General features: G+C 48.6%; 23 protein-coding genes. 5 read left to right on the forward strand and 18 right to left on the reverse strand.

The window, feature by feature from the left end; all coding sequences use genetic code 11:
- The first annotated feature begins 26 nt into the window (after window positions 1-26).
- Window positions 27-1,565, forward strand: a complete 1,539-nt coding sequence (locus LK536_RS34300) for an AAA family ATPase (protein ID WP_331472067.1) — start codon at window positions 27-29, stop codon at window positions 1,563-1,565.
- 291 nt (window positions 1,566-1,856) lie between these two features.
- On the opposite strand, the gene LK536_RS34305 is transcribed toward LK536_RS34300, so the two are convergent.
- Genes LK536_RS34305 through LK536_RS34335 form a run of 7 tightly spaced genes read right to left on the reverse strand, consistent with a single transcriptional unit; the run spans window position 1,857 to window position 9,180 of the window.
- Window positions 1,857-3,464, reverse strand: coding sequence for an ATP-binding protein (locus tag LK536_RS34305; protein ID WP_227794584.1), 1,608 nt, complete (start codon window positions 3,462-3,464; stop codon window positions 1,857-1,859).
- Window positions 3,461-4,942, reverse strand: coding sequence for a vWA domain-containing protein (locus LK536_RS34310; RefSeq protein ID WP_227794585.1), 1,482 nt, complete (start codon window positions 4,940-4,942; stop codon window positions 3,461-3,463). The genes LK536_RS34305 and LK536_RS34310 overlap by 4 nt, the downstream gene beginning before the upstream one ends.
- On the reverse strand, window positions 4,939-5,373 hold the full coding sequence (locus LK536_RS34315; protein ID WP_120058724.1) for a DUF3783 domain-containing protein: 435 nt from the start codon (window positions 5,371-5,373) through the stop codon (window positions 4,939-4,941). The genes LK536_RS34310 and LK536_RS34315 overlap by 4 nt, the downstream gene beginning before the upstream one ends.
- 35 nt (window positions 5,374-5,408) lie before the next feature.
- A complete protein-coding gene (gene dtd / locus LK536_RS34320; protein ID WP_008723850.1) occupies window positions 5,409-5,861 on the reverse strand; it encodes a D-aminoacyl-tRNA deacylase in 453 nt (150 codons plus the stop codon).
- A 16-nt stretch (window positions 5,862-5,877) separates the two neighbouring features.
- A complete protein-coding gene (locus LK536_RS34325; protein WP_008723847.1) occupies window positions 5,878-7,695 on the reverse strand; it encodes a glycerophosphodiester phosphodiesterase in 1,818 nt (605 codons plus the stop codon).
- Window positions 7,692-8,372, reverse strand: a complete 681-nt coding sequence (locus LK536_RS34330) for a GTP pyrophosphokinase (RefSeq protein ID WP_008723845.1) — start codon at window positions 8,370-8,372, stop codon at window positions 7,692-7,694. Before LK536_RS34330 ends, LK536_RS34325 begins: the two co-directional genes overlap by 4 nt.
- Before the next feature lie 31 nt (window positions 8,373-8,403).
- Complete coding sequence (locus LK536_RS34335) at window positions 8,404-9,180, reverse strand: S1 RNA-binding domain-containing protein (RefSeq protein ID WP_227794586.1); 777 nt, start codon at window positions 9,178-9,180, stop codon at window positions 8,404-8,406.
- Window positions 9,181-9,390: 210 nt separating this feature from the next.
- Between LK536_RS34335 and LK536_RS34340 the strand changes: the two genes are divergently transcribed.
- The 4 genes from LK536_RS34340 to LK536_RS34355 all read left to right on the forward strand — a co-directional run bounded on the left by LK536_RS34340 (window position 9,391) and on the right by LK536_RS34355 (window position 12,395).
- Window positions 9,391-10,200: a phosphatase gene (locus tag LK536_RS34340; RefSeq protein ID WP_025484348.1), complete on the forward strand. Its 810-nt coding sequence runs from the start codon at window positions 9,391-9,393 to the stop codon at window positions 10,198-10,200.
- Window positions 10,200-11,183, forward strand: a complete 984-nt coding sequence (locus LK536_RS34345; protein ID WP_008723839.1) for a LysR family transcriptional regulator — start codon at window positions 10,200-10,202, stop codon at window positions 11,181-11,183. The genes LK536_RS34340 and LK536_RS34345 overlap by 1 nt, the downstream gene beginning before the upstream one ends.
- 125 nt (window positions 11,184-11,308) lie before the next feature.
- The gene (locus LK536_RS34350) at window positions 11,309-11,725 is read left to right on the forward strand and encodes a Fur family transcriptional regulator (RefSeq protein WP_008723837.1); all 417 of its coding nucleotides are present in this window, start codon (window positions 11,309-11,311) and stop codon (window positions 11,723-11,725) included.
- A gap of 124 nt (window positions 11,726-11,849) precedes the next feature.
- Complete coding sequence (locus LK536_RS34355; RefSeq protein WP_008723835.1) at window positions 11,850-12,395, forward strand: NADH peroxidase; 546 nt, start codon at window positions 11,850-11,852, stop codon at window positions 12,393-12,395.
- Window positions 12,396-12,540: 145 nt separating this feature from the next.
- Here the strand turns inward: LK536_RS34355 and LK536_RS34360 are convergent, their stop codons facing one another.
- From LK536_RS34360 to LK536_RS34410, 11 genes are all read right to left on the reverse strand, one after another.
- Window positions 12,541-12,849 carry an arginase family protein gene (locus LK536_RS34360; RefSeq protein WP_420315201.1) on the reverse strand — a complete coding sequence of 103 codons (309 nt, stop codon included), beginning with the start codon at window positions 12,847-12,849 and terminating at the stop codon, window positions 12,541-12,543.
- A 277-nt stretch (window positions 12,850-13,126) separates the two neighbouring features.
- Complete coding sequence (locus LK536_RS34365; protein WP_227794587.1) at window positions 13,127-14,185, reverse strand: substrate-binding domain-containing protein; 1,059 nt, start codon at window positions 14,183-14,185, stop codon at window positions 13,127-13,129.
- A 182-nt stretch (window positions 14,186-14,367) separates the two neighbouring features.
- Complete coding sequence (locus tag LK536_RS34370) at window positions 14,368-15,138, reverse strand: 3-ketoacyl-ACP reductase (protein WP_227794588.1); 771 nt, start codon at window positions 15,136-15,138, stop codon at window positions 14,368-14,370.
- A gap of 26 nt (window positions 15,139-15,164) precedes the next feature.
- The gene (locus tag LK536_RS34375; RefSeq protein WP_227794589.1) at window positions 15,165-15,461 is read right to left on the reverse strand and encodes a cupin domain-containing protein; all 297 of its coding nucleotides are present in this window, start codon (window positions 15,459-15,461) and stop codon (window positions 15,165-15,167) included.
- A gap of 21 nt (window positions 15,462-15,482) precedes the next feature.
- Window positions 15,483-17,210, reverse strand: a complete 1,728-nt coding sequence (locus LK536_RS34380; RefSeq protein ID WP_227794590.1) for a M14 family metallopeptidase — start codon at window positions 17,208-17,210, stop codon at window positions 15,483-15,485.
- A gap of 38 nt (window positions 17,211-17,248) precedes the next feature.
- Entirely contained in the window at window positions 17,249-18,283 is a 1,035-nt protein-coding gene (locus LK536_RS34385; protein ID WP_227794591.1) for a substrate-binding domain-containing protein, read from the reverse strand.
- An 8-nt stretch (window positions 18,284-18,291) separates the two neighbouring features.
- A complete protein-coding gene (locus tag LK536_RS34390) occupies window positions 18,292-19,260 on the reverse strand; it encodes an ABC transporter permease subunit (protein WP_506092080.1) in 969 nt (322 codons plus the stop codon).
- A 133-nt stretch (window positions 19,261-19,393) separates the two neighbouring features.
- The gene (locus LK536_RS34395; protein WP_227794593.1) at window positions 19,394-20,896 is read right to left on the reverse strand and encodes a sugar ABC transporter ATP-binding protein; all 1,503 of its coding nucleotides are present in this window, start codon (window positions 20,894-20,896) and stop codon (window positions 19,394-19,396) included.
- Between the two features lie 33 nt (window positions 20,897-20,929).
- On the reverse strand, window positions 20,930-21,763 hold the full coding sequence (locus LK536_RS34400; protein ID WP_227794594.1) for a sugar phosphate isomerase/epimerase family protein: 834 nt from the start codon (window positions 21,761-21,763) through the stop codon (window positions 20,930-20,932).
- 28 nt (window positions 21,764-21,791) lie between these two features.
- A complete protein-coding gene (locus tag LK536_RS34405) occupies window positions 21,792-22,607 on the reverse strand; it encodes a sugar phosphate isomerase/epimerase family protein (protein ID WP_227794770.1) in 816 nt (271 codons plus the stop codon).
- A gap of 33 nt (window positions 22,608-22,640) precedes the next feature.
- Window positions 22,641-23,114, reverse strand: a complete 474-nt coding sequence (locus LK536_RS34410; protein WP_227794595.1) for an RpiB/LacA/LacB family sugar-phosphate isomerase — start codon at window positions 23,112-23,114, stop codon at window positions 22,641-22,643.
- Window positions 23,115-23,366: the final 252 nt, after the last annotated feature.

Genomic DNA, 23,366 nt, shown 5'->3' on the forward strand with positions numbered 1-23,366 from the left:
TAAATCCGGGAAATGATGGATTTAAAATGGCATTAAATTCTAAAATATATGTAGATAAAAGCGGATTGATTTCTTATACGAATTCTGTATTGAAGACGGAACAGCGTTTTGTCTGTGTGAGCCGTCCGAGACGTTTTGGAAAATCCATGGCTGCAAATATGCTGACTGCATATTATGAGAAAGATATTGATTCGTCAGAGATGTTTCAGGGGCTCTCTATTTCACAAGACGATATGTTCAAAAAGCATCTGAACAAGTACAATGTGATTTTTTTGAATATTCAGACGTTTTTAAGCCGGACGCATGATATCATGAAGCTGAGAAGCATGATTGAAAAGTCGTTGCTCCGGGATCTTATGAAAGTGTATCCGGATATTGATTACCTGGATCAGTCGGACTTAATCAGCAGCCTGATGGATATTTATGGAGAAACATCGGACCCGTTTATTTTTATTATAGATGAATGGGACTGTATTTTCCGTGAAAATAGGGAGGATGCAAAGGGACAGAAGATTTATCTTGACTTTATACGCAATCTCCTGAAGGATCAGAGTTATGTCGCCCTTGCCTATATGACGGGCATACTGCCAATTAAGAAGTATGGTTCTCATTCCGCCCTGAATATGTTTGATGAATTTTCCATGACAAATCCCGGCCCATTGGCTGCTTTTACAGGATTTACGGAATGGGAAGTAAGGGTATTGTGCGAACAGTATAAAATGGATTTTTTCGAGATACAGCGCTGGTATGACGGCTATTGCTTCGGGGGCGATACCCATATCTATAGTCCGCGTTCAGTTGTCAGCGCAATGCTGACCGGAAATTATGATAATTTCTGGAATAAAACAGAGACATTTGAAGCACTGCGTAATTATATTGTCATGAATTATAAGGGCCTGAAAGACACTGTGGTGAATCTTCTGGCCGGCGGGAGAAAAACCGTTAATACAAACACCTTTTCCAATGATATGACAACCTTTCAGTCAGCGGATGATGTACTGACCCTGTTGGTGCATTTGGGATATCTGGGATATGATTTCATATCCAGGGAGGTGTTTATTCCAAACTCGGAAATATCTTCGGAATTTTGCAATGCGGTAGAGTCAGCCGGATGGGATATGGTGGTGAAATCCATAGAGCAATCAAAAAAGATTCTGGCGGCCACATGGAATATGGACAGTGAAACGGTTGCGATGGGGCTTTCAGAGTCCCATATGGAAACATCCATCCTGGCCTATAATGATGAAAATGCGTTGTCCTGTGTCATTTCCCTTGCCTATTACAGCGCACGGGAATATTATCAGTGTATCCGTGAATTCCCTTCGGGGAAAGGGTATGCGGATATTGTGTTTCTTCCTCGTCAGAATCACCTGGATAAACCGGGTATGATTGTGGAGTTGAAATGGAATCATTCGTCAGAAAGTGCAATCTCACAGATTAAGGAACGACGTTATGCCAAATCTCTGGAAAACTATAGCGGAAAGCTATTGTTGGTGGGAATAAATTATAGTACTAAGACCAAAGCGCATGAGTGCGTTATAGAGGAGTATTATAAAGAACCATAGTATCTGTATTTTGGAGTGCTCAAAGAAAATCAGAATATGTCAATCTTATCCGTACCGGAAAGATGCAATTCACGTATAAGACAAAGCACCGAACCGTTTATGTAGTTCGGTGCTTTGATGTTATGATCCTGCTTCTACATAGTCAATAATCTAATCTGCCTGACCTTCCTGTTGCTCAACTGCGTTTGGGATGATACGGCATAACCGTCAATTGTCAGCTGACGGAAGCCTCTGCACACTTGATTTTTTGCGTTCTCCACAAACATTGTACTTTGTAACCATCCGTGCTCCCTACCGTATCTTCTCCCTGATAGCCTGTTCCTGCTCATCAAATAAGAGTTCCTTATTATATCTGTAATACCTCTCACATTCATACTGTTCCAAAAACCACACACTGGCAGCGCTGGTATTCAGTTCCGTGACAAATATGACCATCTCCTGTCCGTTTCCAAAGGATGCCTCCATGAAGTTGAATGCATGCTCCAGTTTCCGGCCCAGGCTTTCTTTCCACGCTTCATAGTCATCGCTCCGTCCCATGAAACGGCCCCGCACCCACTGCCACGCCCCGTCCTTCCCGGCAGCGGCGCCTTTCACAGCCTCTTCCCGCATCTGCTGTGCATATCCTTCCAGGATGGCGATGCAGCTGCGTCTTATCCTGTCCTCCTGCCTTCCAAGCAGGCCGTTCCTCCTGCCGCCCAGCCGCTCCTTCTCCATGTCCTCTGCCAGCTGCTGCAGGATTTCTGAAGGCTGGGGCCGTCCTTCCGGCGCCGCGGATTTCTGGCCGCCGGACTCCTGTCTCATGGGTTCCTGCCCACCGGATTCCTGACTCACGGCCCCCTGCCCGCCATCTTCCGCCTGCTCCATCTCCTGGCGGTAAACCTTAAGCTGTTCCATCAAAAGCTCCATCACCTGGTTTTCCGCCAACAGTCCCTTAAACCCATCCGCCAGTTTGGAGAGCAGAAGGCCCGTGACGCTGAGCCGCTCATCAAAGGAAGCCTTTGCCACCTTATCACACAGGGCCTCGTTCATCATCCCGTCCAGGATTCCTTCCACCTGGTACTCATCCTGGTATTTATAGTAAAGCTCCAGGTAATTGGCAAAGTCCTTTGCAATCCTGGGGTGCTGGATATACTGTCCGATTACATTCCTGTCCGCCCGCTTGCCCAGTTTCTCATAGACCAGGATTAACTGTGACAGGTCCTCCCATCCCCTGGGCGTCGCAAACATTTTCCCATCCACCGTTGTCTCAATATGGCAGAAGTACTGGCCCTTGATTCCCAGATAGGAAATGATGGCAGGATGTATATTCTCCTTATAGGCATACTCCTTCCACACCCCAAGGTCCGGCTCCACGTCAATGCGCTTGATACGGTCCAGGGTCACCACGTCAAACTCCCGGACGGATTTGTTATACTCCGGCGGATTGCCAGCGGCCGTGATGATCCAGCCCTCCGGGATCTTGTGGCTTCCAAATGTCTTGCACTGGAGGAACTGAAGCATGGTAGGCGCCAGTGTCTCGGAAACGCAGTTGATCTCATCGATGAACAGTATGCCTTCCTTAAGTCCGCTGTCCTCAATTTTATTATAAATGGACGCCACGATCTCGCTCATGGTATACTCTGTCACCGCGTATTCCCGGCCCCCAAACATTTTCCTGTCTATAAAGGGAAGTCCCACCGCGCTCTGTCTTGTGTGGTGGGTGATGGTATATGCCACCAGCCCGATCCGGCACTCCCTGGATATCTGTTCCATGATCTGGGTCTTCCCCACGCCGGGAGGCCCAATCAGAAGAACCGGCCGCTGACGGATGGAGGGAATCACATACTCCCCATTATCATCCTTCAGAAGATATGCCTCTATGGTGTCCTTAATCTCTTCCTTTGCCCGCTTAATATTCATGAGTCCTGCTCTCCTGCATCCTTTGGTTTTCCGTTATACTCCATGATCTGTTCCTCCTCCAGCACCACCTTCATGGCCCAGGCGGGAACCGATTCATCGGAGAACATGTTTTCAATAAAAACAAATGCCGTGTCATAGGGCGGCGCCTGCACCGGATAGATACCCTTGCCGTCTGTAAAATAAATCAGGCCCCGAAGGTTTGCCACCTCCCGTCTGGCCCTGAGCCCGTTGACATACTCAAAGGCCGGGCGGAAATCCGTTCCCCCATGCCCTTTTATCTCAAAATGTTCCATGTACTCCCTTAATTCCTCCGGACAGGTCACGACCACGTCGGACTGCACCGCATCATCACACTGTATGATGTGCACATGGACCTTCTTAAAATAGCTTTCCGACTCAGACAGCACATCGTATGTCTCTTCCAGGAACCGCCTTACCAGTTCGCCGGAACAGGACATGGAAGTGTCAATCACAATGGCAAAGTCCTCTATGCGGTAAACCTCCTTTGACTCCAGAGGCTCAATCAAGGGCATGTTCCCGTAGAGGGAAAGCCCGTAGGTATAAAAGGCATAGTCAAAGGAATCCGGGTCCACCTGCATTTCCTCCCTCATCACAGAGAACTTGCGCAGGAACCGGCTGTAATCATAGCGTTCCCTGTTTTCCACCTGGACCTGGTCTAAAAGGCTCCTGTTATCCTCGGATTCGTCTTTGGAACCCATTGTCTCCATCTGGGTCTGTATCTTCTCACGGTTGTCGTTCCATTGGTTCTGCCGGGGTCTGGCCTGTTTGCGGTCATCCTCCTGTTCCCACAGATCGTGGCTGTCCACATGGAACTCAGAACGCAGCTGCTCCAGCCTGCGCTCAGGAAGCCCCATCTCCTTAAGGGCATGGTAAACACGCTCCGCGGTCAGGGGAATCCTTCCCGGTTCCCGCCCTGGTACCTGCACGCGTTCCTGCCCTGACGCCTGCACATGTTCCCGCCCTGGCACCTGCCCTTCTTTGCGCCCCTGTCCGGACGCATCCGCATCCTGTTCCCGGGCCAGCTGCTTTTCAAGCCTTAAATACGTTTCCCTGCGAAGGGGACTCTTCGGCACATGGACACACTTCTGATAGAGTCCGTCAATCACGGATTCCATGGCAATATCACATGCCAGGTCCCAGTAATCCTTATCCCTGTCCTTACGCGTATACATATGGCAGAAAAGGCAGTGGAACAGCATGTGCAGATACGCCCTGTTTACCAGACTTCGGCCCTGGCTGAACAGGCCGGTAAGGTACTCCGGCCCATAGTAGATGAGCCAGCCGTCCGTGGCAATCCCGCCGCGGCCCCAGTCAGCCTCGAATCCAAGACTGCTCAGGGACACGTCCAGGAACCTCATGTTCAGATATAGTTCATTCCTGGCCTGATAAAGGATCCTGGTACACAGTTCCACCTGGTCCAGTTCCTCCAGCTGCCTTTTCCTGGTCGGATCTGTCATTGTCCTTTTCCCGCCGTCATTGTCTCATGCTCTTCCTTCAGTTCCTCATACAGATGGTAGAAGGTCCATGTGCTGTTGTGCTCTGTCAGCACTGCCTTCAGTCCAATCTTCGGCACCCCGGCCTTCCTCAGGTTCATTAAAAGCTCATCCAGGCGCCTGTTGGAAAACTGCTTAAGCACCATCATTTCCACCGGGATTACCGGAAGTCCTGCTTCCTCCTGCCCCTCAGTCTGCCCTTCAGTTTTTTTATCAGATGCCTGGAATCCATCCATTCCGGCCAGGTATCCAACGGTCTCCATCACCTGTTCCGGGCCGATGTTCCGGATCCGTATGCCCATGCGCACCAGCACGCCCTTCATCATCGGCACATGCTTCATGGTCTCTGGCCTGCCCGGATTATAATACAGTACTGTCTCTGTTAATTTTGCCATTTTATCACTCCTCTCCCATAGCGGCGCCCTGCCGCTTATTTAAACAGTTCATCGCTGTCCAGCATCAGGGTAAATGGCCCGTCGTTCAATAGCTCCACCTTCATGTCCGCGCCAAACCGTCCCTTTTCCACCACATCCACGTATTCGCTGCACCGTTCCATGAACCGTTTATACAGGGATTCCGCCATCTGGGGCGCGCCTGCTTTGATGAAACTGGGGCGGTTGCCCTTACGGCAGTCCGCATACAGGGTAAACTGGCTGATAATCAGCAGTTCCCCCTCCACATCTGCCAGTGATAGGTTAGTTTTTCCATTTTCATCCTCAAATATCCTTAAACGGCAGATTTTGTCCGCCATTTTTTCAGCCATCTGCACCGTATCCCCGTCAGCCACTCCCAGAAGTATCATGAAACCCTTTCCAATCCTTCCTAACAGCTCACCGTCCACTGTCACGCTGGCCCGGGTCACCCTCTGCACCACTGCTCTCATATGCATTGTCTCCTTTTCATCGTATCATCATTTTCAGGTATTCCATCAGGGTTTCCGTGGTTTCCTCCCTGTAGAGTATCTCCCGCGCCCGGGCCGGATAATCCGTAATGATATTGTCCACGCCCAGAAGCTTCATCTGGTCCATCTCGGTCTTGCTGTTCACGGTCCACACATGGATTGCCTTACCATCCTCATGGACCGCCTCCACCAGACGGCGGCTTACAAAGCTGGAACGGATGCTGATAAAGTCAAAATCCCCGCTCTCATAATAATTCCCATAGGCCGCGGCCAGTATATATCCGGTCCTCAGGTCCGGGTCCATGGCCTTAATCCGCTCCAGGTACTTAAGCTTGACCGAGGTAATGACGCACTGGTCCTCCATATCATACTCCTTGACCAGGGCAGCCACCTGCTCCGGCAGGCTGGTGTCATTGCCGATATTCTTAAGCTCAATGTTAAGCTTCATCCGCCCCTTGCAGGCTTCTAACACTTCCCTCAGTGTGGGAATCCGCTCCCCTTTAAACGTTGGCGAGAAATGGCTGCCCACATCCAGCTGCTCCAGCTGGGAATAGGTCATGCTGCCCAGGGTCCGGTCCACCCCTGCCACCCGCTTCAGGTTCAGGTCATGGCACACAACCACAATCCCGTCCGCCGTTGTCTGCACGTCAATCTCACTGTAATCAGCCATCTCCTCCATGGCCGCCTCCAGGGCTGCCATGGTATTCTCAGGCGCCATTTTAGAACTTCCCCTGTGGGCAGTTATCTCGGTCTGGCCAAGGACCGACCAGTCCGGGGATACGCCGTTGTATACCATGTCAAAAATCATGAACAGGCTGGCTCCGGCCAGGGCGCCTGTGATGGTAAGCATCCATTTCCGTTTGATATGCATCCCGCCCAGGTGCATATCCTCCGATATCCCAAAATCCCACGGCTGTCCATGGACATGCCCTCGTTCAAACTGGTAATAGACCACGGTAAGCGCTCCAAAATCCACCACCGATACCAGGATGGTCCCGATAAACAGCACCACCAGTTCAAGCCTTGCGCACACAGCCGCCAGTACGGCCATTGCAGCATAGCTTTCCACAAACAGCGTCACCACCACCGCGGACACCACCACGATCACGGAGTGAAGCAGGACCAGGAACAGGATAAGTACCAGGTTCAGCGCCAGCAGAAGGCCCACGGCCCTGGGCCATTTCCGTCCAAGAATCTCCATACTGCGCCTGAAACCATCCTGGAAATTCTTCTGTTCTATCATACAGGTAAAAAACACCAGCATGGTGGGAATGCCGATGAGGATCAGGAACACCACCACCAGCACCAGGCCCATCCTGGTAACAGGGCCGTGAACAATCTCCGCCATGACAAAATTGACGGGTTTTATCCTGGTAAGCAGACGGAGCAGCAGAAAACTGTTCATCATCAGGAAATCAGCAAAGGCCAGGGGCAGCAGCTTCCAGTTCCTTTTCTTACACTCATCCACTGCCTTATCCACCGCGCCCTTTAATATGGACAGGGAATCAATCCGTCTTGAATAGGCGGATGCCTGGTAAGCCGTTATAAGGCCCGCGATTTCAACCACCATGAGGACCATGCCCACGGCTATGGCGGCGGCCACGCAGGCAATGGTAAACGGACGCCAAAGAAAGGCCCCCATATTACTCATGGTAAGGTAACTGTACCCTGCCATGCGCAAAGAGAACCTGAGCAGCTGGTTTGCCAGCCTGATATAGAATGTACCTGCAACCAGCCGGAACAGTACTTCAAATACTGCCAGCTGGCGCAGGTTCAGTTTAATCACCTGATCTGTTTCCCTGATCAATCTGTTCACTTATATTCTTCTTCCGTCTGTCCTTTAAGTTCATCCTGGCGCTGTTCTTTTGCAAATGCCGTAATGGCCTCATTGAGGGAGAACATCTTGGCATCCAGCATATCCACCATATCCGCACAGGCCTTCAGCTCTTTTAGCAGGTTCTCAGGCGCATTGCCCTCGAACTTGTAAGCAATCTTGTGTTCCAGGCTGGCCCAGAAGTCCATGGCAACCGAACGTATCTGTATCTCCACCTTGGTCTCCACAGGGCCGTCCGTCAGATACACAGGGACCGTCACAACCATGTGATAGCTCTTATATCCGTTGGGCTTGGGATTCTTGATATAATCCTTTACATGAAGGACCGTCACGTCCCCTTGGGATGATATCATATCCGCAATCTGGTAAATATCCGATGTAAAGGAACAGATGATCCGTATTCCGGCAATGTCGCTGAGCCGTTCCATCATATTCTCGATGGATACCTCATATCCGTCCTTCTTCAGTTTCTTCACAATGCTCTCAGCTGTCTTAAGCCGGGATTTGATATGTTCAATCGGGTTGTAGTCATAACGGCTTACAAACTCGTTATTCAATATCTCGATTTTAGTATTAACTTTCTTCAGTGCTGAATCATATAAAAACATGACTGAACGCCATTGGTCAACCTGATCATCCGTTTTGGGGATATTAGACATTCCTATCCCTCCTTATCTAGTTAATACCGGATCAGAGCTTCAGCCCCTTTAACAGGTCACCCAGCCCGGTGGACACCGATCCGGTCTCCTTGTAGTCAAATGTCTCATGTGCTTCCTGGTCAGCGGTCTGCTCAGCCAGCGCCCTCATGCTCAGGCTCAGCTTGCCGTTATCCGTGCTCAGGATCTTAACCTTAACGGTCTGTCCTTCCGTAAGCACTGCTCCCGGATGCTTAATCCTCTGTGTGCTGATCTGGGAGATGTGCAGCAGTCCGTCCACACCCTCGTCCAGCTTGATGAATGCGCCGTAAGGCTTGATGCTGTCCACGGTTCCTTCCACAACATCACCGGCCTTGAACTGTGCCATGCGTGCCTGCTTCTCAGCTTCCTTCTTGCCGCGCTCAACCTCGCGTCCGGAGAGCACCAGCCTCTTCTTCTCAGGGTCAACGGTGATGATCACACACTCCACATACTTGCCCTGCCAGTCTTCCAGTTTCTCCACATACTCAGTGGACAGCTGGGATGCCGGGATGAATGCGCGCACTTCCTCCAGTGATGTGACCACGCCGCCCTTGACAGCCTCGCTGATTTTCACCTTCACCACGGTCTTGTCTTCCATAATCTGTGCAAACTGGGCCCACTTGGCGCCTTCGCCGCTTTCTTCCTCAGCCAGCTCAATATGCCTCTTGTTCAGTGTCTGATAGGATGCCTCCAGCTCTGCCGCAAAATCCTCCATGGTTTCCACAGGCTCTTCTGCGGTCACTGGGGCAGTTACCTCTGTTTCTAATTCCTTGTTCATTTCTTCACTCATAATAGTCTCCTCGCCTTCTGTATATGTAGCAAAATATTTTCCTCTCCATTATAACAACAACCCACCTAATATTTCTATAGTTTTCTTATAAAAATATACCAAAATTTAGTTTTTTATTCTTTTTTTATAACTTTTCACTGATAGGAAAATGTGATATGATTCAGACAGCAGCTGATATACGCAATTTCAGCAAGAAAGGACCTTTGTTCTATGATAGATTTATTGGACCTGCACACCCACACCACGGCCAGTGGGCATGCCTATAACTCCCTTTACGAGATGGCCGCATCCGCCTCCGGACGGGGCATCCGGCTTTTCGGCAGTTCCGACCATGCCCCTGCCATGCCCGGAAGCTCCCACTATTACCATTTCATTAATTTTAAAGTCCTCCCCCGCACCCTGTACGGCATGAAGCTCATGATGGGGGTGGAGCTGAACATCATGGATTTTGAGGGCAACGTGGACTTGGACCAGGACCTTCTGGAGAAGCTGGATTATTCCATTGCCAGCCTCCACCAGCCCTGCATAAAAAGCGGCACGGTTTCCCAGAACACCAACGCCTGCCTGGGAGCCATGAAGAATCCGGCCATCCACATCATCGGCCACCCGGATGACAGCCGTTTCCCCATTGATTACGATACGCTCACAGCCGCTGCCAGGGAACACCACAAGCTGTTAGAAGTCAACAACAGTTCCCTGACCCCCTTAAGCTACCGCCAGGGCGCACGGGAAAATTATGTGAAAATGCTGGAACTGTGCAGGCATTACCATACGCCTGTGATTGTCAACAGCGACGCCCACTGTGAGGCTGATTCCGGAAACCATGCAGCCGCCTGCGCCCTTCTTGAGGAACTGGACTTCCCCCAGGAACTGGTGGTCAATACATCCCTTGAACTTCTGTGCGGCTACATCCCCCGCCTGTCCGCCATCCTGGCCCAGCCTGAGGATGCAAGATGCGGCCAGCTTCCCAGGGATACGGCCGATACAGCGCCCGCATCTGTCACAGGAGGAACCAAGTGATGATTAACTTCCTGAATCTGGAGTATTTCCTGGTGGCGGCGGAGGAACTGAATTTTACCAGGGCAGCCAAAAAACTGTTCATCTCGCAGCAGTCCTTAAGCAACCATATCTCCAACCTGGAAAAGGAATTTGACGTGGTGCTGTTCAACCGGACTTCCCCCCTCACCCTAACCTATGCGGGCCAGTCCTTAAAGGCCAGGGCCAGGGAGCTATTGAACCTGAGGGACGAGACATATAAGGAAATTGCCGATATCAAGGATTTCTCCACGGGCCAGCTCTCCATCGGTGTGTCCCATACCCGCGGACGTGTGATCCTGCCGGAAATCCTCCCAACCTATCAGGCCCGGTTTCCCGGTATTGAGCTTAACCTGGTGGAGGGCAATTCAAGCCAGCTGGCCTCAAGCCTGCTTCACGGCAACATCGACCTTATGATAGACCTGCTTCCGTTTACAGTGGAGAATGTGGAAACCGTCCCTATCTGCGGCGAGGAAATCCTCATGGTCGTGCCGGATGAGGTAATAGAAAAGGCTTACCCAGGCCGGTTGGAAGAAATCAAGCATTCCCTTTCCGCCTCCACGGACATCCGCCTCCTGGAGCAGTGTCCCTTTGTCCTGTTAAAAAAAGGCAACCGGGTCCGCACCATTGCGGACGAAATATTCGAGGATGCCCAGATGAGCCCCAGGGTGGTGCTAGAGACAGAGAACATCGAAACAGTCCTCGCCTTATGCCGTAAAGGCATGGGCGTCACATTCTACCCCAAGATGTTCATGGCCACGGACCAGTCCGCCAGTTCCCCGCGCCACGCCCTGTTAGACCACTCCCGCCTGAACCTTTACTCCCTCAACTACTCCAGGGCACACGGTGTCCTCGGTATCGGCTACCACAAAGGACGTTATATGTCCAGGGCCACCCGGGAGTTCATACGGATTGCACGGGAGCATATCGCTTATCCGGCAGCGGAGGACTCACAGAGGGAGGCCTGAACAAATGCCCCCAAACATATGGCCCTGAACAGATAATCCGCAAAGCGCCTTGACATAGGGTATGATATCTGATAGAATACAAATAGTAACTGTTATCATTATTATATTCTATAGAAGGAGATGCTATGAAAACTTTAAAGTATAGCCGTCAGAGGGAATCCATCAAAGCCAGTCTGATGAACCGACATGACCATCCTACGGCAGACGCCCTATACGCCAGCATCCGTGAAGAATTTCCCAACATCAGCCTGGGAACAGTCTATCGTAACCTGAACCTATTGGTTGAAACCGGAGAGATAAGGAAGCTGACCTGTGGGGACGGCGCCGATCATTTTGATGGTGATACCCGGCAGCATTATCATTTTGTGTGCACTGAATGCAACCAGGTTTACGACATGGACCTGGGAGCCCTTGAGGAACTGAACCAGGATGCCCAAAGCTGCGCCCCAGGTATCATTGACAGCCACTATGTACTGTTCTACGGCCGCTGCAAGAATTGTTTGGGAAAAAAAGTTGATAAAAGTATTGACAAACCGGCTTAAATGATTTATATTATCAATATCAGTAATGATTACTATTATTGGTAACAAGCAAACACTTCGTTCCGGGCATCTGATGTCCGGAACATAAAATGAAAACCATAAAAGGAAAAGGAGAATATTGATTATGAAGAAATGGGTATGTACAGTATGCGGTTATGTTTATGAAGGCGAGAATGCACCTGAGAAATGTCCACAGTGCGGTGTTCCGGCATCCAAGTTCAAAGAGCAGGAAGCTGACAAGATGGCATGGGCATGTGAGCATGAGGTTGGCGTTGCACAGGGTTCCCCTGAAGATATCATGATGGATTTAAGGGCTAACTTCGAAGGCGAATGTTCAGAAGTCGGTATGTACCTGGCTATGTCCAGGGTTGCCCACAGGGAAGGCTATCCTGAGATTGGTCTGTACTGGGAGAAGGCAGCATTTGAGGAAGCTGAGCACGCAGCTAAGTTTGCAGAGCTGTTAGGCGAGGTTGTCACAAGCTCCACCAAGAAGAACCTGGAGATGAGGGTTGCTGCTGAGAACGGCGCTACCGCTGGTAAGTTCGACCTGGCTAAGAGAGCCAAGGCCCTGAACCTGGATGCAATCCATGACACCGTTCATGAGATGGCTAAGGATGAGGCACGCCACGGAAAGGCATTTGCAGGCCTGCTGGAGAGATACTTCGGCTAATCATCAATCATAAGAATTGTCAGTCATTTTTAGGGATGCGGTAGGACCAATGCAGGTTGGTCTGCGGCATCCCTTTTTTATATTCTTAAATATAGAATTCCATCATTCACATGTGCTGCTGGCTGTAGCTTATTTCAGCAGATTTTCATAGGCCTGGCCGGATATACCCTTTCCGCACATTCTTATTATAAGACAGGATTGCAGCACATTCCCGCAAGATTACCCTTGCCGCCACACAAGTTGTCTCCGCAGGGTCATAAAGGGGTGATACTCCGACCAAATCCATTCCCGCTATATCCAGACCGGCAAGACATAGTCTCAGGAGTTTCTGGGATTCCGCCATGGAAAAGCCGCCCACAGCAGGGCCTGCTGCTCCCGGCGCAAAGGCAGGGTCCATGAACCCCATAAAGCTAATGACGGATTTTCCCTGCAGCTTCATCAATTCCCATTGCATGGGGTCCGGTAGCTGTAATCATGTCTATACCGGTTTTTTTGCAAAATCATGGGTGTGTTCACTGGGCAGGTTTCCCCTCATCCCCACTTGAACTGAATGCCCTGTCAGGTATTGCAATATATTGATTTTAAGGTCAGGGTGTCAAAGGGAATCCCTGCCACCACAAAATCAAGATTTTCAGGTTGTTTGCAATAAGGAAGATTCATGTAGGTTGTTATCCCCGGGGGCATCCCAGACATTGTCTGCATTTTCATCCCTCCTTGAAATGCTGCCAATCTCAAGTTATATATTTATCTACATTACTGCCGCATACGATGATAGATGTAAGGTATTCGTCTTTTACAAGGGGTTCCTTTCTCTGGACAAGGTATGACATAAGCCGGTTTAATCCAACCTGTACCTGCTTTCTGGGAGATTTGTCAATGATGAAATGTATGACTCCCTCCTTCAGATACCGGACGCTCTCTGGATAAATATCACTTCCAATGACCCGTATTGTCCCTTTAAGTCCCAGACTATCCACGGCCCTGGCAAGGAACAGTGTTCCTCTTGCACTAACCGAATACATTCCCTTCACGTCCGGATTATTGTTCAGGACATCCAGTATCCGCTCCTGGACCCCGTCAAATGATTCATAGCCATATATCTTAATAAGAGGATGGTTCCTTCCTGACTGCTCGATAAAGCTTTTAAATCCTGACATATTCTGCCGGTTAGAAGTCAGCAGCACATCGCCTGCAACCACAAGTATCTGGCTGCCATCCGGAATCTGGGCCATCAGAAGTTCCGCCGCCATCTTACCATCCGTTTCATGATCTGACTGGACTGAACATAGATACTCCATCTTTTCCACGTTCTCACTTACCAGAACAAGTGGGATACCACTTTCGTGAAGGCGGTTTGCAATATCAATATCTGCCTCCAGCATCTTGCCTCCGCTGATTATTCCGTCCACCTTGCCCTGATACTGCCGGAGAATGCCCTTTATATTCGTGGCAAAATCATTGATACCGTCGTAATCATAAGGCGCTTCAATTATTTCACAGTTATAGAACTGCATTTCCTTCCTGAACTCCCTGTAACCTTCCCAGACTTCACCGTAAAAGAAACGGTTATCCTCCATGGGATTAGGAAAAGCCACAATGATCCTCAACGGCTTCTTCTTCAGGGATGATGCAATCTGATTTGGCTGATACCCCATTTCCCAGGCGATTTTCAAAATCTTTTTGCGCATTTCTTCGCTTACGCCTGGTTTTCCATACAGGGCACGGTGTACAGTGCCGGTTGAAACCTGGGCAGCAGCGGCCACGTCTACAATGGTTTTTCTCTTCTCCATAAAATACACTCATTTCTAATAATTGTAAAACATATAATCTATTTGCCCCTGGCATGCAAAGAACGTTATTCTCTGGACACCAGGGGCATTATAACATTAAAAGTATTCAGATGTAAACCGATATACGTCCACACGACTATGACTGTTTTCTTTTTACCATTTTGCAGCTACCTGGCCTTGGACTACTTCATCCTTGGTATCTGATAACCGCCATCTATATTAACAAAATTTCCGGTAGAATAAAGGAATTTCTCGTCTGAGCAGAATGCGCTGACAGCCTGGGCAACATCCTCCGGAAGTCCCCATCTTGCAATCGGGAACAGGCCATCCTCGACCATCTGGTTCATCTCATCATAGCAGTCCAGCGCCATTGCTGTGGCTATCAGAATAGGCCTTACTTCATTTACCAGGATTCCCTCTGCGGCAAGACGGTCAGCAAACAAGGTGGTCAGCATGGATACACCAGCCTTGGATACACAGTAAACCCCAATCTCCGGTGTGCTTACCCAGCCGGAGCCAGATGAGATATTGACAATCGTCCCCCTCTTCTTACCATCATATGGCTGCTTTATCATCTGCTTGGCAACATTTTGCGTAAAGAGCAGGGTACCCTTGGTATTCACGCCAACCACGCGGTCAAATTCCTCTTCCGACACCTCAAGCAGGTCATCTCCATTGGCAGCCACGCCTGCGTTGTTCACAAGGGCATGGATACCGCCATACCTGCCAACTGCTTCCGCCACGGCGCTTTCGCGGTCAGCCCCATTGCAGATATCCCCCTGGATATAAAGATAATCAATACCGGCTTCATCCAGCTGTTTTAAATTATCCTCATAATCAGCCCTGTCATTTATATCAACAATAACAACATTGAATCCATCCTGTCCAAGCTGCTTTGCGATGGAAAGTCCGATTCCCCTGCTTCCGCCTGTGACAATTGCTGTTTTCTTCATATTAAAAACCTCCTGTTTGAATTTATTTAGTTGTTTTTTAAATCATATATATAGTGCTTTTTTATCTTCTCTTCAACCACCCAGGTCCAGTCCCCCGCCTTGTGCACAGGAAAGGTAACAAGATCCCCTGCGCTGAAACGGAAACGTGTGCCGTCCTGCAATTCCACATAAGCCCGGCCTTCAACAACAAGGAAGCTTTCCTCCTCCGCCTCATCGGAACAGGTCCACTGATCGGGGTCATGCTGCCATGTGGGACAGGTTTCCAATAAAGCCCTTTGCTGTTCACTGGGTCTGCGGACCCATACATATTTATCCATAACCATATCAATCCCTTCTTTCACCCGTTACTTTAATTCCAGCTCCGTCCTGACCGTGCCAGCCCTCTCATGGCGTGCAAGCAGCTTGACAGTCCCGCCTTCCGGCGCATGGATGATCCACTCCACCAGTGCACGGTCATCGGTGCTTCCCTGTCTTGGGTTGACCATTGCATCCTTGGCAGAACGTCCCATCAGCTGTCCTATCTCCTCACGTTCCATGCCCCGTACAAAAGAAGCGCCGTCCGGAATACCGATTTCCGCAACAACACCGCGGATATTCTGCTTTAGGGCCATCCTTGATGCATAGGTAGACATGTAGCCCGTATTTTCAACCACAAGGCGTACTTTATAGTTATCCCCACCCAGGTTTGTAACAGCTGCATCACGGATTTCCAGCTTCGGTGTGATTAATGAGTTCCATACCACCCACTTAGGAAAGCCTTCAATCTCTTTTTCCAGACATTCAAGGGGCGGATTCAACCAGGTCCACATCCAGTCCCAGCCTCCCAGTTCTACCTTGCCCAGCTGGGGATGGTCATACTCATACCATTCAACGTACGATTTATTTCCGAAGTTATCCTTGGCCCATTTGTAGATTTCCACATCCTCTTCCGGGGTGTGGTCCTTAAACCACTCATGATGGATATAAGGTTTATCCCGCGGAATCATGGAAAGAGGCTGCCACAGTTCCACCATCCAGGAATAGATTCCAAGCTCCTCATATACCCACATCACGGAATCACCAGGATAATAATCCCAGTCCTCTTCCGGCGCATGAAGGCCTTCATAAAAGCTCTGGTGGGGATAACCGGTTAACTCCGTGCCTTTAGAACCAGTCAGGTTAAATACACGCATATCTTCCTCATACATCATGCTGTCAGGAAGGTCGTCACTTGGACGGTACAGTACCTTGCCGATGGTGTGGAACATGGCAATCTGTGAAATATTGGGATGACCGATGATAAACTCCACAATTGCGCGTGATTCCGGTTCACTTGTGGGATAAGAGCCAGCAGAAACACCCGGCTTTGTCATCTTAGCCCATCTTCTGGGATAATTCTTGTCAATGTCAATTGCCTCTTTGGGCCACGGGCCATTGGGCCAGTTAATCAAACCGAATATACTGCGCACATCAATGGTGGAACCGTCATAATTGGCAATCATGCCTTCCGGTACAATGCGGTAATACTCACCGTCATGCTCGATAGGGTCACGGCGGATCATAAGGTCCGGATACTCAGGATGTTTTTTCCATAGTCCGTTATGGTCCTTTATGCGCATATACAGAATACGGCCATCACCATCCAGGTCCTCTTCCAGAAGACCTGTAAGCGGCTCCTCATCATAGGGATGTGGCCTGATGCTGGAACGGACCAGTTTCGGCTTGTCGGCAAGGGCCCACTCCGCACCGTCCGGGTCAATACGCGGTATGATATAGAATACCCGTGTATCAATGGCTTCTGTGACAAGTTTTTCCTTTTTATAGTTCTCAACCAGATAATGGAGGATATACAGACATGTGGCGGATGCCGATACCTCAAACGAATGAACATTGCCATCTACATAATAGGCCGGTTTTTCCAAATCACACCCAGTGCTAAAATCAGTAACCTTCATCACCCAGATATCACGGCCCCCGTAACTTTTTCCGATGGATTCCATCTTTACGATGTCCGGATATTCTTTTTCATACTGGCGGAGGATTTCCGTCAGTTCATCATACCTGTAATACTTAACACAGCTTGGATTTTTCATGATTTATATTGTTCCTTTCTCTATGGTTTTACTTTCTGTTACTGGCCGTCGTTAAATTTATGGTAGAAATCAATCTCTTCCTGTACATTGCTCTGGTCAATCAGGTCATATCCGCTATATATGGTGCTTGGAAAATGCTCCGGGGTAATATAGCCATTATTCAGCAAATACAGGCTGAGGCATGCCCAGAATCCCTGTGTGGACGTACCTTGGCGCACGGTTCCCAGCAGCTTGCCGTCCCTGATTAATTCCAACTGGGCAAGTTCACAGTCCGCGCCCAGAATCGGGAAGGGCTCTATACCCAGTTCCTCACAAGCCTTGTAAACCGCAACCGCCTGCCAGCCCAAAGGGCAATACGCAGCATTAATATTAGGGTTTGCTGAAATTGCCGAAGCCGCCTTTGATGTCTGGTCAGTCAGGTCGAGGGACGCGGGAACAACCAGGGTTTTAAGGTCAGGGTAATTTTCAGCGGCATACTGCTCAAATCCGGAAATCATCTGGTCGCAGTCCGGGATTCCCAGTTTGGTCAGAATCAGGACCTCTCCTTTTCCGTCAACGGCTTCACCTACAACAGAGGCGCCAAACTTACCGATTTCCACATTATTAACGCCAAGGAAGGAAATACGTTTACTGTTTGGTGAATCCGGTGCAATGGTAACCACGGGAATATCCTTATCCATGGCCTTATTAATACCATCCACATAAGCATCCCCATCCAGGCACATAACGGAAATACCATCCGGATTCATGGCAATGGCACTGTCAAGACGGGTTAAATATTTCATTACATCCTCGCCGGTATCGCCCACAAGTTCGGTCTGTACCCCCAGCATCTCTCCTGCCTGCTGGAATCCAGCCCAGATCTGTCTCTGAAAATACTCCGTTGAATTGTATGTACATAAGATATATTTCTGGCTTGATACGTCTTTTTTTCCTTCTGCACCATCTGCGGCTACAGTGCCTGCATCGGCCGTTGTTCCCGCTGTTTCAGAGCTGCCCTTGGATGAGCATGCGGTCATGGACATCATGGCTACTGATAACGCTAATAATAAAATCGAAAGTCGTTTCCTCATAATAATACCTATACCTTTCCTTTTTCTGCCCCACTCACTTTTTTATTGGTAAACATATCATGCATATAGCTTACATAACCTGACAGCTTCCTTCGGCTGGAATTGCGGCTGAGGGCGTCAACAACAATAACCGTAATCAGAAGCATGTTGCTTATGAAATCCTGCCAGTAAACAGAAACATTCATCTGGATCAGGGAGTTTGAAATCAGCTGGACTAAAATCAGACCGAAAAACGCGCCTAAAATCCCGCCTTCGCCGCCGCTCATGGATGTCCCGCCGATAACAGCCGCCGTGATTGCACGTCCGTCAGCCCCCTGGCCCAGGATTGGGGAAGAAACCCCAAATCTTGCTGTGCACAATACACCTGCTATGGCAGCTGTCATGGCTGAAATCATGTACAGGAAAACCCTCATCTTCTTTACTTTGATACCCGCAAGTTCAGCTGCATTCACATTGCTGCCGATAAAGTACGTCTTTGCACAGAACTTGGTATTGCGTAGCAGGTAATGTGAAATTGCAATGGCAACCATGACCAGGACAAAGAAGGTTGGCAGGATGGAGCCGATATAACCTCCTCCTAAAAACTTAAATGAAGCCAGGCCGTCCCCTACTACTGTAATGGATGTTCCTTTTGTAATGATATAACACAAGCCGCGGATAGCCCCCTGCATACCAAGTGTGATGATAAATGCAGATGACGCGCCGCCCAGCTTTGAAATAATTCCGCCTGTAATACAGCCCATGCAGCTGCAAAGCAGGATTGCCAGAATGGCTGCAATCCATATATTGACTCCTCTGCTGTAAAAAGCGCCTACCAGTACCGAAGCCAGACACTGGACCGAGCCAACTGAAAGGTCAATCTCACCTGCAATCAGGATAAGCGCACAGCCGATTACCACAAACCCATCTGCGCACAGACCCATGGCAATTGTCATCATATTGCTCATTGTGAAAAATGTTTCCTGGGCAAAGCTCATAAGGGTTCCAATAAATAGAATAATGCAGATTATAACAAACTCACGTGATTTAAATACCTTTTTACTTTTATCTACTACAGACACATCGCACCTCCAACAGCGTATTCAAAATTTCCTTATCTCACCATGTTTCTCAGTTATAAACCTCAGTAGCATATTGGATAATTTTCTGTTCACATATGTCATCTCCGTAGACCTGTCCTGTCACCTTGCCCTCGTACATGATGATAATCTCATCGCAAAGTCCCATAATCTCAGGCATCTCAGACGAAATCACAATCACACCAACACCTTGCTCTGCAAATGCCCTTATCCTCTTATGGATTTCTGCCTTCGCATTAACATCAACACCTCTGGTAGGCTCGTCCAGAATAATAATCCTTGGATTGATTTTCAGACACCGCGCCAATATTGCCTTTTGCTGGTTGCCTCCGCTCAGGTTCATGATTGCTTCATCAACGCTGCTTGTCTTGATATTATTTGTCTTAGCCAGTTCCCGGGCATTGACATATTCCTTGGTATTATCCAAAAATACACCTCGTTTACGGCACATATCAGAAACATAAATATTCTGTGCAACAGATAGGCCTGCAAAAATACCTAATTTCTTACGGTCTTCTGTAAGATATGTTATGCCGTTTTTTAAGGAGTCCTGATATGTCTTAATCCTGATTGGTTTCCCATCCAGATAAACACTGCCCTGGGATTTCTGGTCAATACCGCAGACCGCCCGAAGCAGCTCGCTTCTTCCTGCCCCAACCAATCCATAAAAGCCCAGTATCTCATTGCGCTTCAGGCTGAAGTTGATTGGGATGTCATTACTGTTTAGTTTAAAATCTTCCACACGGAACATTTCCGTTCCGATTCCTGAGCTTTTTTCAACAAAGTAGTCATCCATCTCACGGCCAACCATGTTGTTGACCAATTCCTGTGTGGTTGTATTCCTGACTTCAAACTCCGCAACCATATGTCCGTCCCTGAGTACGGAGACTGTGTCACAGATTCGGAAAATCTCTCCCAGCTTATGGGTGATATAAATGATGCCAACCCCGCTTTTTCGCAGCTTTTCAATGATTTCAAACAGGATTTCAACCTCACTCTCTGAAAGTGACGATGTAGGTTCATCAAAAATCATTATTTTAGCATTCAGTGATACCGCATGTATGATTTCAATAATCTGCTGGTTTCCCACTGTGAGCTTTCCCACTTCAATATCCGGGGATATTGGCAGGTTAAATGAATCCAACAGCTGTTTTGCATCATTGTGCAGCTTCTTTTTATCGATTGTGTTCCATTTTGTCATCGGAAGCCGGTCCACGAATATATTGTGCGACACGGGCAGATGACTGAATAAACTCAGTTCCTGATGAACAAATCCCACCCCGGCATTAATTGCATCTGCAGGTGTTTTGAATTCTACCCTTTCACCGCTTATGTACATTTCCCCAGGACCGTCATCCCTCTGCAGCACGCCTCCGATGATGTTCATCAGGGTGGATTTACCTGCGCCGTTTTCACCCACCAATGCGCGGACCTCACCTGGTTTTATGCTCAGGTAGACATCTGTCAGAGCTTTTGTTCCCGGGAACGTCTTCGATATGTGCTTTATCCTTAAATGTTCAATCGCTTCCCCCATTAGGTTAACCGCCCTCCATTCTTTCTTTCATGGTCAGTCTGCAAATGCCAGCTTAAAGCGTCTTACATCCTCCCTGACAGAGCCGAAGGGATTCCCGTCCCCTTGATAAAAAATCCTGTCATTATAACTGTTTTCCGTAACAATACAGCCGCTGTAGCCGATTTCCTTCAGTGCCTTTACTGATTCATTAAAATCTGTATCCCCGTCCCCGTAATGGGCCATTCCCAGTTCTGCGCCTTCCATCTGTGAGCCCTTGCCGTCCTTAATATGGAGCATATTGATATGTCCTTTCAGATGCCGTATCATATCCGGAACATAATAACCATTACATGCATGAGGCATCTGGCTGTCAAACCCCAGTCCGAAATTGTCCTTGCCAACCATATCAATCATTCTCAGGTTCTCTTCCACCGACATCCCGTTTTCCCAGGAGATGACAACACCTTTATCAGCCCCATACTCACAGGCCCACTTTAGCATCTTCGCAGTATTCCGGAATCCATCCTCATCCTTAATCTCCCCGTCAAAGAAACTGGGAACCATTAAGAGTGGTATGTTCATGGCAGAAAGGGCATCTATGCTCTTCTGAATGATTTCCCTGCAGGCGGCATAGGCGGAATCAGACTCCGGATGAACCATTCCATAATCACACAGGCTCATGTTACTTGCACTGCAAAGTTCTATCTGCGCTTCCCGGGCAGCTTCCAGATATGCCTCCCTGACTTCCGGAAAAATCAGGGGCACTCCCGCCTCGTACAGCCCTGTATCAATCTGGATGGAATCAATTCCACAATTCTTTAACCGTTTCCACAAAGCAGTTCCCTGTACGGGAAGGCACCACTCACATACACCAAGTTTCCTTTTCATACTAAAATACCTCCTCATGATTCATATATTATTTTATATCCCGCAGCATCCGGACAAACCTGCCCGACTCGCTGCGTATGTATTCCACAGATGGAAGGTTAAAGCACTCGTACGACATATACCCGTCAAATCCGGTTTCCTTCAGTTTTCTAACAATGGGAATGAAATCAATATGCCCATGGCCCGGGAACCAGCGGTTGGAATCGGCTATATGCACGTGTTTCAAACGCTTTCCCATGCATTCGATGGCTTCCGCAAAATCCCTGTCCTCAATATTGGCATGGAATATATCCCATAAAACACCTACAGATGCAGGGTTACCAAGCTTTGTCCCAATAAAATCCATAAGGGAATCCGCACCGTTAAGCAGACACGTCTCATAGCGGTTGATTGCCTCCAGGATTATTGTCACATTCCTCCGCCCGGCATAATCAATGATCGGGTCCAGGTTCCGTGCAAGAATGGAGGCGTCCCTCTCCTCTTGTCCTGCCTCTCCGATTCCGCGAAGAAGCCCCAGTGTGACGCGGCTTTTTAAAATTACCGCTGCATCAATGTGCTGCTTCATCCGTTCCTGGGCAATCCTCAATGCGGCCCCTTCATGCAGAAGTGAAATCCCCTCCCTTGTCCTTGACTGTCCGGTAGAGATAGTGGAACATCCCAGATTCCTCTTCTCAAGCTCCGCCTTTATCTTTCCTACATCCAAACCCTCGTAATCAGATATACACAGTTCTGCTCCATCAAAGCCTTCCTCAGCAAGCCAGTCCAATCCTTTTTCATAATCCTCGGCGGAAAACGGTGAAAAAGGAGTATCATACTGCAGCGTAACCCCTCCGCTGAATTTCATCACCCTCTTGTTCCTCCTTTCGGGAAACTTACATCACTTATAGTTCTCTTCTTCTATTGCCTTTAGCCGGGCATACCCCTTTTCATTGTTTGCCTTTCTCTGGGGTTCGAAGCCTTCACACCATTGTCCCGCCAGCCACTTCTCAGCCATCTCAGCCCCCATGGCATGGCTGACAACTTTCTCACCCATGGCAAGGACATTGGCATTATTAATCAAGGAAGTCTTTTCCGCTGTGTAAACACTTTCACATGCCACCGCATAAATCCCTTTAAACTTATTGGCAATCATACTGACACCAGCTCCTGTACCGCAAATCACAATCCCTCTGTCTGCGTTTCCTTCCTGGATGCATTTAGCCAAATTCTCGGATGCGTCAAAATATAAAGTACCATCCTCCTCGCTTTGGGCCCCTCTATCTTCAATCTCATATCCCAGAGAACGGATATGGTCTTTCACTGCCTCCTTCAACCTATAACCTGAAAAATCCGATGCAATTACTACCTTCACGTTCTATACCTCCTTACTTTTTCGCCCGCATACGTTTTACTAAAACGTTTGCTTTCTTATTTCGAATTCTAGCATTTATATCTGCTAATTGTCAATATATTTGCTAGATATATTTATTTTTCTTACAAAAATAATATTTTTTTATCATTTTTATTATACATAATTCACATCATGTTATAAATAAAACGTTTTACATAATCCCCCTCCCCACCACCGCTTAAACATCCCAAACCAACCGTCATAGAATCTTCA

The sequence above is a fragment of the Clostridium pacaense genome (assembly GCF_020709765.2).
GTDB classification, from domain to species: Bacteria; Bacillota; Clostridia; order Lachnospirales; family Lachnospiraceae; genus Enterocloster; species Enterocloster hominis.

Excerpts from the sequence above, each read along its gene's own strand:
- LK536_RS34300 (WP_331472067.1), top strand. The coding sequence starts at position 27 with ATGGCATTAAATTCTAAAATATATGTAGATAAAAGCGGATTGATTTCT.
- LK536_RS34305 (WP_227794584.1), bottom strand. The coding sequence starts at position 3,464 with ATGAATATTAAGCGGGCAAAGGAAGAGATTAAGGACACCATAGAGGCA.
- LK536_RS34310 (WP_227794585.1), bottom strand. The coding sequence starts at position 4,942 with ATGACAGATCCGACCAGGAAAAGGCAGCTGGAGGAACTGGACCAGGTG.
- LK536_RS34315 (WP_120058724.1), bottom strand. The coding sequence starts at position 5,373 with ATGGCAAAATTAACAGAGACAGTACTGTATTATAATCCGGGCAGGCCA.
- dtd (WP_008723850.1), bottom strand. The coding sequence starts at position 5,861 with ATGAGAGCAGTGGTGCAGAGGGTGACCCGGGCCAGCGTGACAGTGGAC.
- LK536_RS34330 (WP_008723845.1), bottom strand. The coding sequence starts at position 8,372 with ATGTCTAATATCCCCAAAACGGATGATCAGGTTGACCAATGGCGTTCA.
- LK536_RS34335 (WP_227794586.1), bottom strand. The coding sequence starts at position 9,180 with ATGAGTGAAGAAATGAACAAGGAATTAGAAACAGAGGTAACTGCCCCA.
- LK536_RS34340 (WP_025484348.1), top strand. The coding sequence starts at position 9,391 with ATGATAGATTTATTGGACCTGCACACCCACACCACGGCCAGTGGGCAT.
- LK536_RS34345 (WP_008723839.1), top strand. The coding sequence starts at position 10,200 with ATGATTAACTTCCTGAATCTGGAGTATTTCCTGGTGGCGGCGGAGGAA.
- LK536_RS34350 (WP_008723837.1), top strand. The coding sequence starts at position 11,309 with ATGAAAACTTTAAAGTATAGCCGTCAGAGGGAATCCATCAAAGCCAGT.
- LK536_RS34355 (WP_008723835.1), top strand. The coding sequence starts at position 11,850 with ATGAAGAAATGGGTATGTACAGTATGCGGTTATGTTTATGAAGGCGAG.
- LK536_RS34360 (WP_420315201.1), bottom strand. The coding sequence starts at position 12,849 with ATGCAATGGGAATTGATGAAGCTGCAGGGAAAATCCGTCATTAGCTTT.
- LK536_RS34365 (WP_227794587.1), bottom strand. The coding sequence starts at position 14,185 with ATGGAGAAGAGAAAAACCATTGTAGACGTGGCCGCTGCTGCCCAGGTT.
- LK536_RS34370 (WP_227794588.1), bottom strand. The coding sequence starts at position 15,138 with ATGAAGAAAACAGCAATTGTCACAGGCGGAAGCAGGGGAATCGGACTT.
- LK536_RS34375 (WP_227794589.1), bottom strand. The coding sequence starts at position 15,461 with ATGGTTATGGATAAATATGTATGGGTCCGCAGACCCAGTGAACAGCAA.
- LK536_RS34380 (WP_227794590.1), bottom strand. The coding sequence starts at position 17,210 with ATGAAAAATCCAAGCTGTGTTAAGTATTACAGGTATGATGAACTGACG.
- LK536_RS34385 (WP_227794591.1), bottom strand. The coding sequence starts at position 18,283 with ATGAGGAAACGACTTTCGATTTTATTATTAGCGTTATCAGTAGCCATG.
- LK536_RS34390 (WP_506092080.1), bottom strand. The coding sequence starts at position 19,260 with ATGAGCTTTGCCCAGGAAACATTTTTCACAATGAGCAATATGATGACA.
- LK536_RS34395 (WP_227794593.1), bottom strand. The coding sequence starts at position 20,896 with ATGGGGGAAGCGATTGAACATTTAAGGATAAAGCACATATCGAAGACG.
- LK536_RS34400 (WP_227794594.1), bottom strand. The coding sequence starts at position 21,763 with ATGAAAAGGAAACTTGGTGTATGTGAGTGGTGCCTTCCCGTACAGGGA.
- LK536_RS34405 (WP_227794770.1), bottom strand. The coding sequence starts at position 22,607 with ATGAAATTCAGCGGAGGGGTTACGCTGCAGTATGATACTCCTTTTTCA.